Source organism: Pseudoalteromonas sp. Isolate3 (assembly GCF_022398505.1).
GTDB lineage: Bacteria > Pseudomonadota > Gammaproteobacteria > Enterobacterales > Alteromonadaceae > Pseudoalteromonas > Pseudoalteromonas apostichopi.
Genome location: NZ_JAKEVN010000102.1, coordinates 1 through 15,602, shown reverse-complemented (window position 1 = coordinate 15,602; position 15,602 = coordinate 1). Strand labels below are relative to the sequence as shown.

Here is a 15,602-nt window from a genome sequence, read left to right as displayed (position 1 = left end):
ACTTTCATATCTAATGGCAATTTGCTCAGTAGTGCAACTTTAGGGTCGTTCATATTTAATTTATAAACAGGGTTAACCGCTAAAAAGCCGTTAATCACTTGCATTGCTTGATCATCTAATAAGTTTAAGCTGCCCTTAAAACCCGCTGTATCTAAAGTTGTATCAACCAGTTTTACATTTCGTAAAAAGACCGCTTTTTTCTCGCTGTCATAAAATGGACTACCTTCGATTTGAAGCTTTAAGCGGACTGGATACTTAAGCGCGAAAGCTTTGATGACAGCACTAGAATCAGCCCCTAAAACCACCACATCACGCTTATCTGGGCCGACATTGACACTCAGATCGTTTACAGCAAAATCAACAGGTAAGCCCATCAGCTTAATCTGTTCACTTAGTTTTGGTAATTGATTAGCAAGGGCTGCTTCAATTTCTGAATTAGTAAACGAGTACACCGACATTCCTTGATCTGTACTTTTACATGCCCCTAAAAATAAACAGGTAAGTAGTAATAAAATTCTCATTGTTTTCCTCAAAAACACACGGAAAAAAACCGCTTCAAAAAGCGGTTTTATTCGTTAAATTGCAAATATTGTTTTAAGCCTTGCTAGTGTGTCAGCTGAAACTGAACCCTTACTGACTGCAAGTAATTGCTTTAAGTAATAATAAACATCTGCATGTTCACCACGGTGTTTATCATCTAACATCGCAACTTGCTCTGTCATACGTAACTGACTATCAGCTGACTCAACGCCTGCCAAAATTTCGATACGAGTTAAGAGCTGCGCAGCATTTAAGTTTGTCGTTAATGCAGCTTGGAATTGCGAAGGAAGTTCGCTGCCGCTCTCAAGAGCAGCAAATAAAGCCGTTAACTTAGACTGCTCTGCTTGCTTGCTAATGTGCGCTGTTTTTGCACTAATCGCTGTCTCTAACTGACTCACTCGTGCTGATAATGCTTTTGAGTACTCAAGTTCAGCCAGCTTCACTGTCAAATCTTTAAGCTGTGCAAGATGCACCACTGTTTCAAGTGCTGACTCAAGCTCACTCAACTGCGCTGCTGCAACTTCATCATTTTGCTGCTGTACTTGCTTTTGCTGTTCAAACTCGGCGCTGCGCTTTGCAAAGGTGTCGTCATTAACACGTCTAAATTGCTGCCATAAGGTATTTTCTGCTTTCATTCCTGCAAAGCCAATAGTTTGCCAAGTTTGTTGCAATACCTTGAGTTCTTGGCACGCAGACGCTAAATCATCGCTTTGAGATAACTGTGTTGCCTGCTCTACCAGCGCTGCTTTTTGCTCAGCATTTGCTTTATGGAAGGCAGCTAGCTGTGCTTGCACTAGTGATTGCGCAGCTTTGAATTGCGCTTGTAGTTCACGATACGTTTTAGGATCAACATTTCCTGCTGAGCGCCAAGCTTTAGCGGTACGATTGAACTTACTCTCAAACTGCTTCCAATCGAACTCGTCAGAAGACGTATCAAGATCTGTTAGCTCTTGCATTTGCTTGATTGTATCAAGACGCTGTGCCTTAGCTTGTTCTCGCTGTTGCTCTTGCTCAGCAAAATACTCACGACATGGTGCAAACAGCAACTCTATTTGCTGATCGAATAACTCACCTTGTTGTTTCTCTGCATCAGTGTCTAAACGGCCTAATTCATTCCAACGACGACGCAGCTGTTTAACTTGCTCAGCGCGTTGTTTAGGGTCTGTACATTCTGTTGCGGCTAATTCATTTACTTCAGCAAGTAATGCTTCACGCTTTGGTGCTGAAGCATATTTTTGCCAATCTTTTGCTTCTGCTAATTGCGCTTCTAAATCAGCTTTTAGGCTATTTAATGGCTGCTTGTAATACTCTGTTAGCGTAGCGTATAACTCTTCAAAACCTTTAAACACACCAAATGCAACATTAAAGCGCCCTTGGTCAATTAAGCGTTTTACATCACGTGCTTTACGCTTTGCTGTTTGTTGGTTCTTCTCAAACTTATTAGTAAGCGGTGCCATCGCTTGCTGCCAGCTATTTACTGCTTCAGCTAAATTTGCTTTAAAGCGACCTTGTAAGCGATTAGGAATACTTGCCAGCTTTTTACGTGCAAGTTTTTGCTGTTGTTCAAACTGCTGTTTCAGGCCGTCAAACTCGCTTTCTTCTTCTGTTGTCGCAACCGTGTTTAATTTATCAAATGCATCTTTAAACTCAGCGATAGCAGTAACTAGTTGCGGTAACTCTTCAACTTGGTTGAATAAATTTGTTAAGTGCTGTTTTACATAACGAACATTTTGGTTATTAGGTAGATTCGCCTCTGTTAACGCATCTTTTGCTTGTGCAACTTTAGCTTCAAGCCAGTCTTGCTGAATTTGTTCTGGCGTTTCTAAACCCAGTTGCAATGCATTTTCAATTTCTTCACCAATTGCTTCAAGGCTTGCTAATGCTAAGACCTGACGCTGTTGCTCAGCTAAAGCTTGCTGCGCCGCTTCATGCTCTTTGCTTAGTTGTGCAATATGAGACTCAAGCTTTTGCGTAATCGCTGAATACTTTTTATCAAGCGTGCTTACTTGCTCATCACTTAACCATTTTAATTCAATAGCTTGCCACTGCTGTAATAACTCAGCTTGTTGCATTGATACCAACTGAAAATCATTTTTATCACGAAGTGCATTCAGCTTTGCTAATACTACACGTGTATCTGCTTCAACTTTTGCAGGCATTTCGGTTGCTAGGCGTTCATTTTCAAGGTAAGCGGCTAGCTGTGAATACGCTTCACCTTTTGCATGTTTAAGTAATGATTTAGCAAGTTGGTGACTAATGACAAGCTCAACAAGTTGCAATTGCAGTTCTTCGCGGCCTTCTTTAAAGGCTTTATCAATTAAACTTGGATTTGCTAAGCGTTTTAATAATTTAACCCGAACTTGAATTTCTTTTTCTGCAAACGCTAGTTTTTCAAGCGTTTTTACTGGTGCATAACGCTCAATAAACTCATTTTTGATGTTTGCATCTAGTTTGCTATCAGTGTTTAACACCGCTTGGTTTATATGTTGCTCTGCAACGTCTTTAAGTGCTTGATCTTGTTTGTATGCTTGCCACCATAGAACAATATCATTGACTTTGTTCAGGGCTTTTTTACGGATCTCAGCAGAACTGTCTTCAAGAGCAATGCTATTTAAAATACTAAGGTCACGCTCTGTATCAAGACGTTCAACCGCAGCTAAACGAACTTGATTTTTAGGGTGCTTCCATTTTGGAGTAAACAGGTGTTTAAAGATCATTTTCACTAAACCTAGCTATTTCATTTTCTGATGCGAATTCTTTTTGCAATTGAGCTTTGCTCTTTTGCACCATTTCACCATTTGCGCCAATGGTAAACTGCTCATTGCTTTGCGAAACTTTAGCTTGATAAAGCATCACGAGTTGAACGGTTTGTTGTTTTTGCTCTTCAGACAAAGGCGTGCCATCAGGCCACTTTCCGGTTGAGGCACCATACTGAAGACGTTCAAATACTTCTGGGGTGATATTTTTAACGATATGATCAATATTCATGTTACTTTTTCTTTTTTAAAACAACTAAATAGATGCGACTTACGAGATACCATACAAAACCGACTGCCATTGCCGATGTATAAGCATACCACTCAAGAGACTTTGCTTCGGGGTGCATAAAGTAATAACAGAAAAAGCCCCCTAAAAATAAAATCAGTGCGAGGAAAGACTGATTCATAAACTTTTGTTGTCTACGAATACGCGTTTCTTTTTGCATTTGCTGCAATTGCTCATTGCTTAGATCGGTGACTTGGCATTCACAATGCGGGCATTGTTTATGTTTGTCAGATATTGGTTTTGCACACTGCGGGCAACTAATAATCGCCATATCTTTCTCCATACTACGCATAAAAAAGGCGCCTTAAGGCGCCCTTTATTGTACTTGTTTTATGAGTCGATGTCTTATTTGAATTTCATTCATTTGTGAAGATTCGAAAACCTGCACAATTAAATCCATCACAAAAACTCAAAATCCTGATTTATTGTTTCTGTTTCGCCTTTTCAGCTAGACGCTTTTCCCAGAAAGTAGCATTTTTAATGCCTAATTTAACTGGGTCAAAAGTGATTTCACCACCGGCTTTCTTTTGGTCTTCATAATCACGTAAACAGCTAAGAGCAGGTTTAGCGACAAAGAAAATAGCCAAGATACCAACAATATTGATCCACGCCATTAAACCAACACCTATATCACCAATATTCCAGATATAGCCTGAGCTATTCACCATCCCATAAGCTACCATAAACATAATAACTAGCTTTACGATAACTAACGGAATATTGCCTTTGAAATAACGGTTTAAATAAGCAACATTGGTTTCAGCAATATAGTAATAAGCAAGAATTGTGGTAAATGCGAAGAAGAATAAAGCAATACCAACAAATGCTTCGCCAAAGCCACCGAATACACTAAATAATGCCATTTGCGTGAAAGCAGCAGAGCCTACTTCAGTTGCAGCATCAACGTTTTGAACAATGAATTGACCTGCAGGTAACTCACCAACAATGTTGTATTGTTTAGTGATTAGAATCATTAGCGCTGTTGCTGTACATACAAAGATAGTATCAACATAAACAGAGAATGCTTGTACTAAGCCTTGTTGTGCTGGGTGATCTACTTCAGCAGCTGATGCTGCATGTGGGCCGGTACCTTGACCTGCCTCATTTGAGTAAATACCACGTTTAACACCCCAACCAATTGCTGCGCCAAAGCCAGCTTGAGCTGTGAAGGCATCAGATAAAATCATTGAGAAAATACCCGGTACTTTATCTAGGTTTAAGAACACCACTATTAAAGCTAACACGATGTAACCTAACGCCATAAACGGCACTACAATTTGGGTGAAGTTTGCGATACGTTTAATACCGCCAAAGATAATAAATGCCAGCACAATTAAGATGATTGCAAGGGCTACTAACTTGAAGCTACCTACTTCACCAAAACTGGTGCTAACCAGTGTACCTTCACCGAAAACTTGAGTGAATGCATTACCTACCGCATTAGCTTGAACGCCTGGAAGGAATACACCACAGGCGATAATCGCTGATACCGCGAATAATACGGCTAGCCACTTTTGTTGTAAGCAACGGTCGAAGTAATATGCAGGACCACCACGATATTGGCCGTCTTCTTCTGATTTATAAATCTGACCAAGTGTTGACTCTGCATACGCAGTACTTGCGCCTAAAAACGCAACAATCCACATCCAGAAAATCGCACCTGGACCACCAAAGCCAATTGCTGCAGCAACCCCAGCAATATTACCTACACCTACACGGCCAGATAACGATACAGCTAGCGCTTGAAATGAAGAAATACCCGTATCTGAATTATTTGAGCTTAGCAATAATTTACACATTTCTTTGAAATGTCTAACTTGTGCGAATCGGGTTAAAACGGAATAAAACAGACCTGCACCTAGACATAAATAAATGAGTGCACTACTCCAAATTATGTCATTAACGGCGCTTACTAAAGCTTCCATGGATATCCTCTATGATTATATTTTTTATTGTTAGTTACGATACTCAGCGTGAGCTTGTGAGAATGCGCGACACTATGACTGTGAGAAATAAAAAAATGAGATTTTGGTACTTCTCAGTTGAACATATTGAATATTAACTTAAACCAACCAAGTTTGTTAACAGTTAATTTTCAATATGACAAATGTACCCACCTAGTTAACATTCGATGCATCTTGCTCTACACCGTCATTTTTCAGTCTACAGATACAATTACGGGCATCAGTTTTGCTGATGCCCGTAAGGTTCGTTATCTTAATTTATCAACCACGTTAACGATAGCCGCTAACGTATCTTGACCAAATTGATACGAGCGACGATCTGACCAGCCGTAATCTGGATCTGGTAAATCATCGTTATCTTTAAATGGCATCTCTACCGTGTAAGCTAATGCATTAAATTCATGCGCGACAGCAGAAGAACCGACAGTTAAGTTAGCCTGGCCCGGCTCATCTTTTGGATAACCATGTTCGTCTTGGAACTCAGGCGTCACAGTTAAAAGCGCAGCTTTAAAGCTATCTTCTAACTCTTTTAAGCGATCATCGTAGCCTGGGATACCTTCACTACCCGCAACAAAGTTATAAGGAATTGCTTCGTCACCATGAATATCTAAGTGCATATCAAGGCCCGTTTCACGCATTTTGTTAAGCACTAAGAAAACTTCAGGGCTATTTTCCATGCTCGGTGTTTGCCATTCACGGTTCAAATTGACACCTTTAGCGTTAGTACGTAGGTGACCACGCACACTGCCATCTGGGTTCATATTTGGCACGATGTAGAATACTGCTTTAGATAGTAACGCAGCTGCATGTGGGTCTTCATCATCAAGTAATTTATGAAGTAATCCTTCAACATACCACTCTGCCATTGTTTCGCCTGGGTGTTGACGCGCCGTGATCCAGATTTTCTTCTTCTCACTACTAGGAATACCCACACGTAATACACTCATGTCACGACCATCAAGTGTTTCACCTAATGTTTCTAATTCACACGCATGCTGGCTTTGTGCCCATGCAAGTAAATCTAAGTGACGGTCATAGCTGTAAGGTGCAAAGTAAGCAAAATACATACTGCTACACTCAGGCTCAACTTCAAATGATAGTGTGCCGTTTGCGTACTCAGACGGAACACGGAACCACGTTTGACGGTCGTATGATGCAACCGTGTGATAACCCTCCCAGCCATCAGGATAGGCTGAATTTTCTAGATTATTAATATGGAATTTATGGTTTTGAAACGCAGTTGTTTCAAGACGAAAGTGAAACCACTGGAAAAAATCAGACTGATTGTCTTTATTAATTTCTAATTGAATGTTCAGTGGATCAACGGCTTCAATAACCTTGATATTACCACTATCAAAATTGCTGGTGATTTTCATTTTATAAACCTATTGGTTAAATATAATTCTTAGCTACTCGCTTATTAGTTAAGAATTAAGCCAACGCTCTATAGTTAGAACGTTTTGTTAGTAATATGGTGTAGACCCTAAACAGCCTATCACATGCAGAAAATTTGCAAAAACTTTCACGACTAAAAAAGCCAGCATAATGCTGGCTTCTTGAATCTGTATAGTTTAGGTGTTAGCGAGGTAAACTTGGGAAAGTTACTTCAGCCATATCACGCATACAGCGTACTACCTGACAGCTATAACCAAACTCATTATCGTACCAAACGTAAAGCACAACACGGTTGTCATCTACGATTGTCGCTTGTGAATCAACAACACCTGCGTAACGACTACCCACTAAGTCAGTAGATACGATTTCAGTAGACGCTGTGTAATCGATTTGGTCACGAAGATCTGAGTAAAGTGCAGTTTCACGTAAGAAAGCATTTAGTTCTTCAACGTTTGTACCTTTTTCAAGGTTTAAGTTCAAGATAGCCATTGATACGTTTGGTGTAGGAACACGGATAGCGTTACCCGTTAGTTTACCTTCAAGCTCTGGTAAAGCTTTAGAAACTGCTTTAGCAGCACCTGTTGAAGTGATAACCATGTTAAGTGCAGCAGCACGGCCACGACGTTCAGCTTTGTGGTAGTTATCAATTAAGTTTTGGTCATTGGTGTATGAGTGAACAGTTTCAACGTGACCGTTTTTGATACCAAACTTATCGTTAAGCGCTTTTAACGTTGGCGTAATAGCATTGGTCGTACAGCTAGCCGCACATACAATTTTATCTTCAGGTTTGATATCTTGGTTGTTTACACCGTATACGATGTTTTTGATGTTACCTTTAGCTGGTGCAGTTAATAATACTTTTGCCGCGCCTTTTGCTTCTAAGTGCTGACCAAGGCCTGCTTCGTCTTTCCAGATACCCGTGTTGTCAACAACTAGTGCATTTTCGATACCGTAAGCAGTGTAATCAACTTCGCTTGGTGAGTTAGCGTAGATAACTTGAATGTAGCTACCGTTAGCTTTAATTGCGTTGCGCTCTTTATCAATTGTAATAGAGCCATTAAATGGGCCATGGATAGAGTCACGACGAAGTAAGCTTGCACGCTTCTCTAGGTCGCCGTCTTTACCACCACGTACAACGATTGCACGTAAACGCAGGTCTGCATAAGGGCCAGATTTTTCGATTAATAGACGTGCTAATAAACGACCGATACGACCAAAACCGTATAGCACAACATCACGAGGTTCTTTACGTTCTGAGTTTGCGATTTCTGCGAGTTCGTCAGTTAAGTACTCTTCAACTGAACGACCTTTTGCAGCATCGTTAAACAAATAACCATACGCTAGTTTACCAATATCGATACGTGCAGAGTTTAAGTCCATTTTGCTAATTGCTTCTAAGAAAGGGAAGCTTTCACGTAAACGTAGTTTTGTACCTTCAAACTGAGCAACTGTTTTATGCGCTTTGATGATATCGATTGTACTGGCATTAACGAGAGGACGGCCATATACAGCGATTTCGATACCACGATTACGATAAAGTCTACCAATAATAGGTTGCATACTTTCTGCGTAATCTTGACGTTCTTGCCAGCTGCTTGTGTATTCTAACTCGTGAGATGAGGTCATTTTTTTTACCTAATTAAACAATTTTGAACGGATAGCCTTAAAAAATGTGCTGTGATTTGAGAGCAACACATCTCAGGCAGGGGTATTCTAATTTAAACTCAAACGATTCTCCACTGTTACAGAACAAATCATTGCGCTAGAATAAAGTAGTACAAATTAAGTTGAGGTTAAGGAATGTTATTAAGAGCAAGTGTGTTGCTTGGTTTATTGGCATTAGCAGGCTGTGAAGATCCACTTACACTGGCAAAAGTGTGCGACGAAACACCTGGCTTCTGTAGTGATTTGAATAAAGACAGTCACTGTAAAGAGCAACGTGCCGAAGTTATCATTCAACGTTACGTTGAATATAAGTCACCAACAGACGAGAACAAATACCAATTATTAAAGGATTTTGAGAAATACGATCAATGTGTGTCTCTTGCCGCCAAGATTGAGCATATAAAACTAAAAGAAAAAACCACGTCTCGCGTTGAAGGCCATTTAACGAGCATTAAAGAAATGACGCGAATTTTTCAAGATACCAAAAATACTGACCACCCAGGTTTGTTGTATTACCATTGGTCACGTAATAATGACCAATCTGCATTAACTAAGTTACTCGCCCTTGAAGAAAAACAAGATAAACGCGTCACTGAAGATGCCGAAATGCAGTTTTTCTTAGCGAGCTACTACGTGAAGTTTGATGATGAAAAAACCATTGATTTGCTTTACAAAACGCTAGAGCTAAATAAAGCAGGTGCAACACCCAACCCTGAGATCTACCCTACTCTCGTGAGCTTATTCTACAAACATGAAAAGTATAAGCATGCCTACACCTTTGCACGTGTAGCACAATTATCAGGGTATGAAGATGTCGATATTTTACCTATTGAGCATCAACTCGCTGCCGCAGGTAAAAGCTTAGACAGCTTAGATGATTTAGCACAAAAAACCTACGACAGTATCCAAGAAGGAAGCTTCGTATCACCACGCGGTTTTTAGCTTTTGATAGCTCGCAAGAAAATACTTAAACAAATAAAAAAGGCAGCTAACGCTGCCTTTTCTTATTTTGCTTTGCTTGTGCCAACTTCTACACGAGTTTTTAGCTTCTGACCTGGTCTAAAAGTCACAACTCGGCGCGCCGAAATAGGAATATCTTCACCTGTTTTCGGATTGCGGCCTGGACGTTCTTTTTTATCTCGAAGATCAAAGTTACCAAATCCAGAGAGCTTAACCTGCTCGCCTTTTTCTAGCGCTGAGCGGATTTCTTCAAAAAACGCTTCAACTAAATCTTTGGCATCTTTTTTATTGATCCCGAGTTTTTCAAATAGGTGTTCAGCTATGTCGGCTTTAGTAAGCGCCATATCTAGTCCCTCAACGATGCGTTAAATTGTTCGGCCAGTGCGGCCACCACATTATCAACTACTTGATTGATATCTTTCTCTTCGAGCGTTCTATCAACCGCTTGCAGTGTTAGAGCAATCGCCAAACTCTTATAATTTGGCTCAATACCTTTGCCCTTATACACATCGAATAAGTTTAGGTCAACCAATTGATTTCCGCCAACTTTTTCTATGACATTTAAAATATCGCCAGATTTTACGTGATCTTCCACTAAAATCGCGATATCACGGCGGTTTGACGGGAATTTCGACACTGCCACTGCTTCTGGTAATTTTCTTTTTTCTAGTGCAGACATTTCGATTTCAAACACAAATGCTGTGTTATTGATATCTAGTGACTTTTGCACTTGTGGGTGCACTGCACCAAAAAAACCTACTTTTTTACCATCAACATAAATAACGGCTGATTGGCCTGGGTGTAAGCCATCAGACTGCTCTGCTTTTATCTCAAAACGTGATGAATCGTTACTAATTGCTAAAAGTGCTTCAACATCACCTTTTAAGTCATAGAAATCAACGCTACGCTTTTCTTGAACCCAATGTTCACCGTGTGCAAGACCAGAGATTACACCACCAATGACAGCAACTTGGTTTACACCGTTTTCAGCATTTTCCTCACGTAAGAATTTAAGGCCATGCTCAAATAAACGTACGCGTGGTTGCTGACGGTTTTGGTTGTAAACTAGTGACGCTAATAGACCCGGCATTAAGCTCACACGCATTGCTGACATTTCAACCGAAATTGGGTGTGGTAATACAAGCGCATCACTTTGCGGATGTAAAATTGCTTGTGCTTTTGGATCAACGAAGCTGTAAGTAATTGCTTCTTGGTAACCACGTGTTACAAGTGTATTGCGGAATTTAGTTACCGCAACATGAGACTCGTCATGGTTAGTCATTTTTAATTTAGCAGTTGGTGCAACGTTAGGAATGCTGTTATAGCCGTAAACACGCGCAACTTCTTCAATTAAATCTTCTTCAATACGAATATCAAAGCGATAACTCGGTACGTCAGCGCTCCATACACCCTCAACAATTTTCACATCTAAACCTAAACGCGTTAGGATGTCAGTCACTTTTGCATCATCAATGTGGTGGCCAATTACACGGTCTAAACGCTCACGGCGTAAACGCACTTCTGTCACTTTTGGTAATTTATCAGTGGCTACGGCTTCAACTACAGGGCCAGCTTCACCGCCGACAATCTCAAGTAGTAATGCAGTCGCACGTTCCATAGCATCTTTTTGTAGTGCAAAATCAACACCACGCTCGTAGCGATGTGATGCATCAGTGTGTAAGCCGTAACTACGTGCTTGACCTGCAATAGCGACAGGGTTAAAGAATGCGCTTTCTAATAAGATGTCTGATGTTGCTTCAGTCACACCTGACTTTTCACCACCAAAAATACCTGCAATGGCAAGTGCTTTGTTGTGATCAGCAATCACAAGTGTAGACTCGTTAAGTTTTGCAGTGTTGCCATCTAGCAAAACTAACTCTTCACCCGCGTTTGCGCTACGTACTTTAATGCCACCTTCAATCGCATTTAAATCAAATGCATGCATTGGGTGACCTAGCTCTAGTAACACGTAGTTTGTAACATCAACTACCGGGTCAATTGAGCGAATGCCACTGCGACGAAGTTTTTCTACCATCCAAAGTGGTGTTTCTGCATCAAGGTTGATACCTTTGATTACACGACCTAAATAACGAGGACACGCTTCATCATTTACAAGCTCAATCGATACTTTGTCGTCAATCGTTGCAGCAACTGGTGTGATTTCAAGTGTATTTACATCAACACTGTTAAGTACGCCCACTTCACGCGCCAGACCTTTGATACCTAAACAATCACCACGGTTTGGTGTTAAGTCAACATCAATAATGTTGTCATCTAGGCTCAAGTATTCACGTAAATCAGTGCCGATTGGTGCATCACTTGGTAATTCCATGATGCCATCGCCTTCTTCGCTGATACCTAACTCAACGAATGCGCAAAGCATACCATGTGAAGGTTGACCACGAAGTTTGGCTTTTTTGATTTTAAAATCGCCTGGCAATACAGCGCCTACAGTAGCAACCGCTACTTTTAAACCTTGACGACAATTAGGTGCGCCACAAACGATATCAAGTAGCTCATCACCACCTACGTTTACTTTCGTCACACGTAATTTATCAGCATCAGGGTGTTGACCACATTCAACAACTTCACCTACAACAACGCCTGTAAACTCCGCAGCCGCTGGCTCAACACCATCAACTTCAAGACCAGCCATTGATAACTGTTCCGAAAGAGCCTGCGTGTCGATTGCTGGGTTAACCCACTCTCTTAACCACTTTTCACTAAATTTCATTTTATATCTTCACTCTTAACGGAACTGGTTTAGGAATTTTAAATCGTTTTCGAAAAATGCACGTAGGTCGTTTACGCCGTAGCGCAACATGGTTAAACGCTCAACACCCATACCGAATGCGAAGCCAGTGTATTTTTCTGGATCAATACCCACTGATTTAAGAACGTTAGGGTGAACCATGCCACAGCCTAATACCTCTAACCACTTGCCGTTTTTACCCATAACATCAACTTCAGCTGATGGCTCAGTAAATGGGAAGTAAGAAGGACGGAAACGAATTTCCATGTCTTCTTCAAAAAAGTTGCGTAAGAAGTCGTGCAGAATACCTTTTAACTCAGTGAAGCTTACATCTGTGTCAACCATTAAGCCTTCGACTTGATGGAACATTGGCGTGTGTGTTTGGTCATAATCATTACGGTAAACACGGCCTGGAGAGATGATACGCAGTGGTGGCTGTTCAGTTTCCATGGTACGAATTTGTACACCACTTGTCTGCGTACGTAACACAAGTTTTGGGTTGAAATAGAAAGTATCATGATCAGCACGCGCTGGATGGTGCTCAGGAATATTTAGCGCATCGAAGTTATGAAAATCATCTTCAACTTCAGGACCTGATTTAACCGCAAAACCTAACTCACCAAAAAAGCTTTCTATACGTTCAATTGTACGAGTTACTGGGTGTAAGCCACCTGTAGGCATAACACGACCCGGTAAAGTTACGTCGATCGTTTCTGCCGCTAGCTTCTCTTCAAGAGCCTTACTTGCTAGTAACTCACGCTTTTCGTTTATCGCTGTTTGTACTTCTTGTTTTGCTTGGTTAATCACTTGACCCGCTTCTTTACGCTCTTCAGGGGCAATCTTGCCAAGCGTTTTAAGTAAGTTGGTGATTTCACCTTTTTTACCAAGGTAATTAACCCTGATATCTTCTAATTGCGCGATTTCATTCGCACTGGCAACAGCCTCTAGTGCTTGCGCTAAAATATTTTCTAAGTTCATTGAGTACCTGGTCTTTCACAGAAGGATTTTTGTAATAGCTAATGATAACTGAAAGCAAGGACTAGATTCTAGCCCTACTAAAGCTTTAACGTTGATTTTATAAAAGGAATTGTTAATTTTCTTTGTGCAGCCATTGAGGCATGGTCAAGTTTATCTAAAACATCTAATAATGCGCGCATATCACGGCTTAATCGCGTTAATAAAAAGCGTGCACATTCTTCGGTAAGTTCAAGACCACGCATGTGAGCACGTCGAACTAAAGCTTCGGCTTTGTCATCATCACTCATTGAGCGAATTTGCAATGTCGTGCCCCATTTCAAACGAGATACTAAATCAGGTAAATTAATATGCAACATATCGGGTAATAAATCAGCTGTTACAACAAGGTATTTACCAGGCTCATTGAACCGATTGAAAAAGTTAAATAATCCCTTTTCCCATACATCATTTCCGGCCACCAGGTGCACATCATCAATACATAGCACATCAAGATTTTCGAGGCCTTCAAGTACAACAGGACCATAATCAATCACTTCACGCATCGAAAGCAGCATAGTTGATAAGCCACGCTCTTGGGCGTGAATACAGGTAGCATACAAAAGGTGTGACTTGCCAGAATCACCTAATCCACATAAGTAGGTATATTGAAATTTATTACTAAGCTTTGTAAACGCATCTTTAAGGTGACTAACTTCAAGAGAATTTTCGCCACCAAAATAAGAGGTAAATGTTTCATCATCAGGCAAAGTAACTGGCAATGCCATTTGCATTGGTTCTTGCACTGTGATTAAAGCCCCTTCCATTGATATTCAAGTTCGTCTTTGTTGACTACCTGATAAAAGTCACGAGGATCCTGATGGGCTTTAAAGGCAGTATCAAGCTCTAACGCTTTTCTGAAATCATTCATGCTGCCAGTATGATTTACTGTAAATTGCACTGCATCTGGAGTACGTACAGATATCACTGCTCGTGTAACAACACTTAAGCTTTCTAAGCGGCGTTTAGCGAATTCAATATCTACGAAGTTATTAATGCCTTTAAGATAAAAGGTAGCTGTAGCTATTTGGCCAATCATTGTAGGATCGATTGCATACTCTTGTGCTAAACCGCCCGCTAAACTGTCAATCATATCAGCAACAATTTGCTGCTTATCACCCATCAAACGATTAGTATCAAATAATTCTGCATTAGTAAAACGCCAATCAAGGATCCACGTTTCTGAATCAGCCTGTTGATACATTCTTGCGGTAATACTGCGCTCTGCGCTGTAACGGCTGGAAGCTTGCTCGACGGGCTCAGAAAAGTTACCCCATACTTCAGGAATGCCAACGATAGCGCGGTCTTGCAAATCTAGTAATGGTACAACTACAGGTAAACCACGACGATCCGCTTTGTCATAAATAAGTTGCTCAAGCTGCGGATACGACTCTTGTGTAACTAGTTCACGACGCCAATTGTCTTCAATCGCTAACCAAATAGCCACTAATGGACGACGCGTGCCCCACAATGGCAAGCCTAGATCTTTAAGCAATGCATTAATTTTGTTAGCTTCAAACTTAACAACCAGATTTAAACTACCATCTGCTTTTTCGTCATATTCAAATTTGAGCATATAATCTGAAATGTCACGGATACGCTGTTTAGCTACAGAGTTTTGATCAGCGCTTGTATCACCACTCACTTTCACCAATACATTTAGCAGCGCTTCACGACTTGCTGCCAAACGAGCATCACGTGATTTGTCCGCAACTTTAAGGGTATCTTGATATAAATTAGTCACTTCAACTGCAAAGCTTGAAGCACTCGAAAAAAATAATAATAAACAAATAAGTAATCTAGACACAGGCCATTAGTTCTTGCTTTTAAACTGATTTGATCCTAAATCAAAGCCATAAACAAAGCAAAGTTAATTTAATGAACGGCAGATGAGCGAATTGGGAGTTGCAAGAATAAAGCTTTAAGTCTAATCGTAGCCATGCATGTTTTTTATGGGCTTAATTCGGCACTGACGTGCCTCCTACAAGGTTTTGTTGCTGAGGGAGTCTCAGCACTATACAACCCCATATTTCAGCTGACGTCTGACGGCTGAAAGCTGACAGCTCCAGACGCAAAAAAGCCCGACTCTTTCGAATCGGGCTTTCTTTAATTTGGAGCCTGGCAATGTCCTACTTTCACATGGCAAATGCCACACTATCATCGGCGCTGTTTCGTTTCACTACTGAGTTCGGCATGGGGTCAGGTGGGTCCAAAACGCTATTGTCACCAAGCAAATTTGGGTCGTTAATCGCCTTAGCAATCAACTA

The 15,602-nt window shown here is 40.7% G+C and carries 13 protein-coding genes and 1 rRNA gene; 1 reads left to right on the top strand and 13 read right to left on the bottom strand.

The annotated features are described in order from the left end of the window. The 7 genes from L1D46_RS16390 to L1D46_RS16360 form a co-directional block, all read right to left on the bottom strand. A partial coding sequence (locus tag L1D46_RS16390; protein WP_239977887.1) for a DUF1439 domain-containing protein occupies nucleotides 1-521 on the bottom strand: 521 nt, incomplete at its 3' end. Between the two features lie 54 nt (nucleotides 522-575). Beyond that, nucleotides 576-3,257, bottom strand: coding sequence for a DUF349 domain-containing protein (locus L1D46_RS16385; RefSeq protein WP_239977886.1), 2,682 nt, complete (start codon nucleotides 3,255-3,257; stop codon nucleotides 576-578). Continuing rightward, on the bottom strand, nucleotides 3,247-3,528 hold the full coding sequence (locus L1D46_RS16380; protein ID WP_054561213.1) for a DUF1315 family protein: 282 nt from the start codon (nucleotides 3,526-3,528) through the stop codon (nucleotides 3,247-3,249). Before L1D46_RS16380 ends, L1D46_RS16385 begins: the two co-directional genes overlap by 11 nt. Nucleotide 3,529: 1 nt before the next feature. Further along, nucleotides 3,530-3,856: a hypothetical protein gene (locus L1D46_RS16375; protein ID WP_130052303.1), complete on the bottom strand. Its 327-nt coding sequence runs from the start codon at nucleotides 3,854-3,856 to the stop codon at nucleotides 3,530-3,532. A gap of 151 nt (nucleotides 3,857-4,007) precedes the next feature. Then, a complete protein-coding gene (locus L1D46_RS16370; RefSeq protein WP_130051793.1) occupies nucleotides 4,008-5,510 on the bottom strand; it encodes an alanine/glycine:cation symporter family protein in 1,503 nt (500 codons plus the stop codon). Nucleotides 5,511-5,797: 287 nt separating this feature from the next. Next, a complete protein-coding gene (locus L1D46_RS16365; RefSeq protein WP_239977885.1) occupies nucleotides 5,798-6,925 on the bottom strand; it encodes a M14-type cytosolic carboxypeptidase in 1,128 nt (375 codons plus the stop codon). 202 nt (nucleotides 6,926-7,127) lie between these two features. Further along, nucleotides 7,128-8,570, bottom strand: a complete 1,443-nt coding sequence (locus L1D46_RS16360; protein WP_239977884.1) for a glyceraldehyde-3-phosphate dehydrogenase — start codon at nucleotides 8,568-8,570, stop codon at nucleotides 7,128-7,130. 174 nt (nucleotides 8,571-8,744) lie between these two features. Between L1D46_RS16360 and L1D46_RS16355 the strand changes: the two genes are divergently transcribed. Further along, the gene (locus L1D46_RS16355; protein ID WP_239977883.1) at nucleotides 8,745-9,551 is read left to right on the top strand and encodes a DUF2989 domain-containing protein; all 807 of its coding nucleotides are present in this window, start codon (nucleotides 8,745-8,747) and stop codon (nucleotides 9,549-9,551) included. A gap of 62 nt (nucleotides 9,552-9,613) precedes the next feature. On the opposite strand, the gene ihfA is transcribed toward L1D46_RS16355, so the two are convergent. The 6 genes from ihfA to rrf form a co-directional block, all read right to left on the bottom strand. Continuing rightward, nucleotides 9,614-9,913, bottom strand: a complete 300-nt coding sequence (gene ihfA / locus L1D46_RS16350; RefSeq protein WP_002960690.1) for an integration host factor subunit alpha — start codon at nucleotides 9,911-9,913, stop codon at nucleotides 9,614-9,616. 2 nt (nucleotides 9,914-9,915) lie between these two features. Next, a complete protein-coding gene (gene pheT, locus L1D46_RS16345) occupies nucleotides 9,916-12,303 on the bottom strand; it encodes a phenylalanine--tRNA ligase subunit beta (RefSeq protein WP_239977882.1) in 2,388 nt (795 codons plus the stop codon). Between the two features lie 15 nt (nucleotides 12,304-12,318). Then, nucleotides 12,319-13,299 (bottom strand): phenylalanine--tRNA ligase subunit alpha, encoded by a 981-nt coding sequence (gene pheS / locus L1D46_RS16340; RefSeq protein WP_062568835.1) that lies wholly within the window; start codon nucleotides 13,297-13,299, stop codon nucleotides 12,319-12,321. Between the two features lie 77 nt (nucleotides 13,300-13,376). Then, complete coding sequence (gene hda, locus L1D46_RS16335) at nucleotides 13,377-14,087, bottom strand: DnaA regulatory inactivator Hda (protein WP_178927468.1); 711 nt, start codon at nucleotides 14,085-14,087, stop codon at nucleotides 13,377-13,379. Next, nucleotides 14,087-15,142, bottom strand: coding sequence for a DUF2066 domain-containing protein (locus tag L1D46_RS16330; RefSeq protein WP_130051798.1), 1,056 nt, complete (start codon nucleotides 15,140-15,142; stop codon nucleotides 14,087-14,089). Before L1D46_RS16330 ends, hda begins: the two co-directional genes overlap by 1 nt. A gap of 309 nt (nucleotides 15,143-15,451) precedes the next feature. Continuing rightward, nucleotides 15,452-15,566, bottom strand: a 5S ribosomal RNA gene (gene rrf / locus L1D46_RS16325). Between the last annotated feature and the right edge of the window lie 36 nt (nucleotides 15,567-15,602).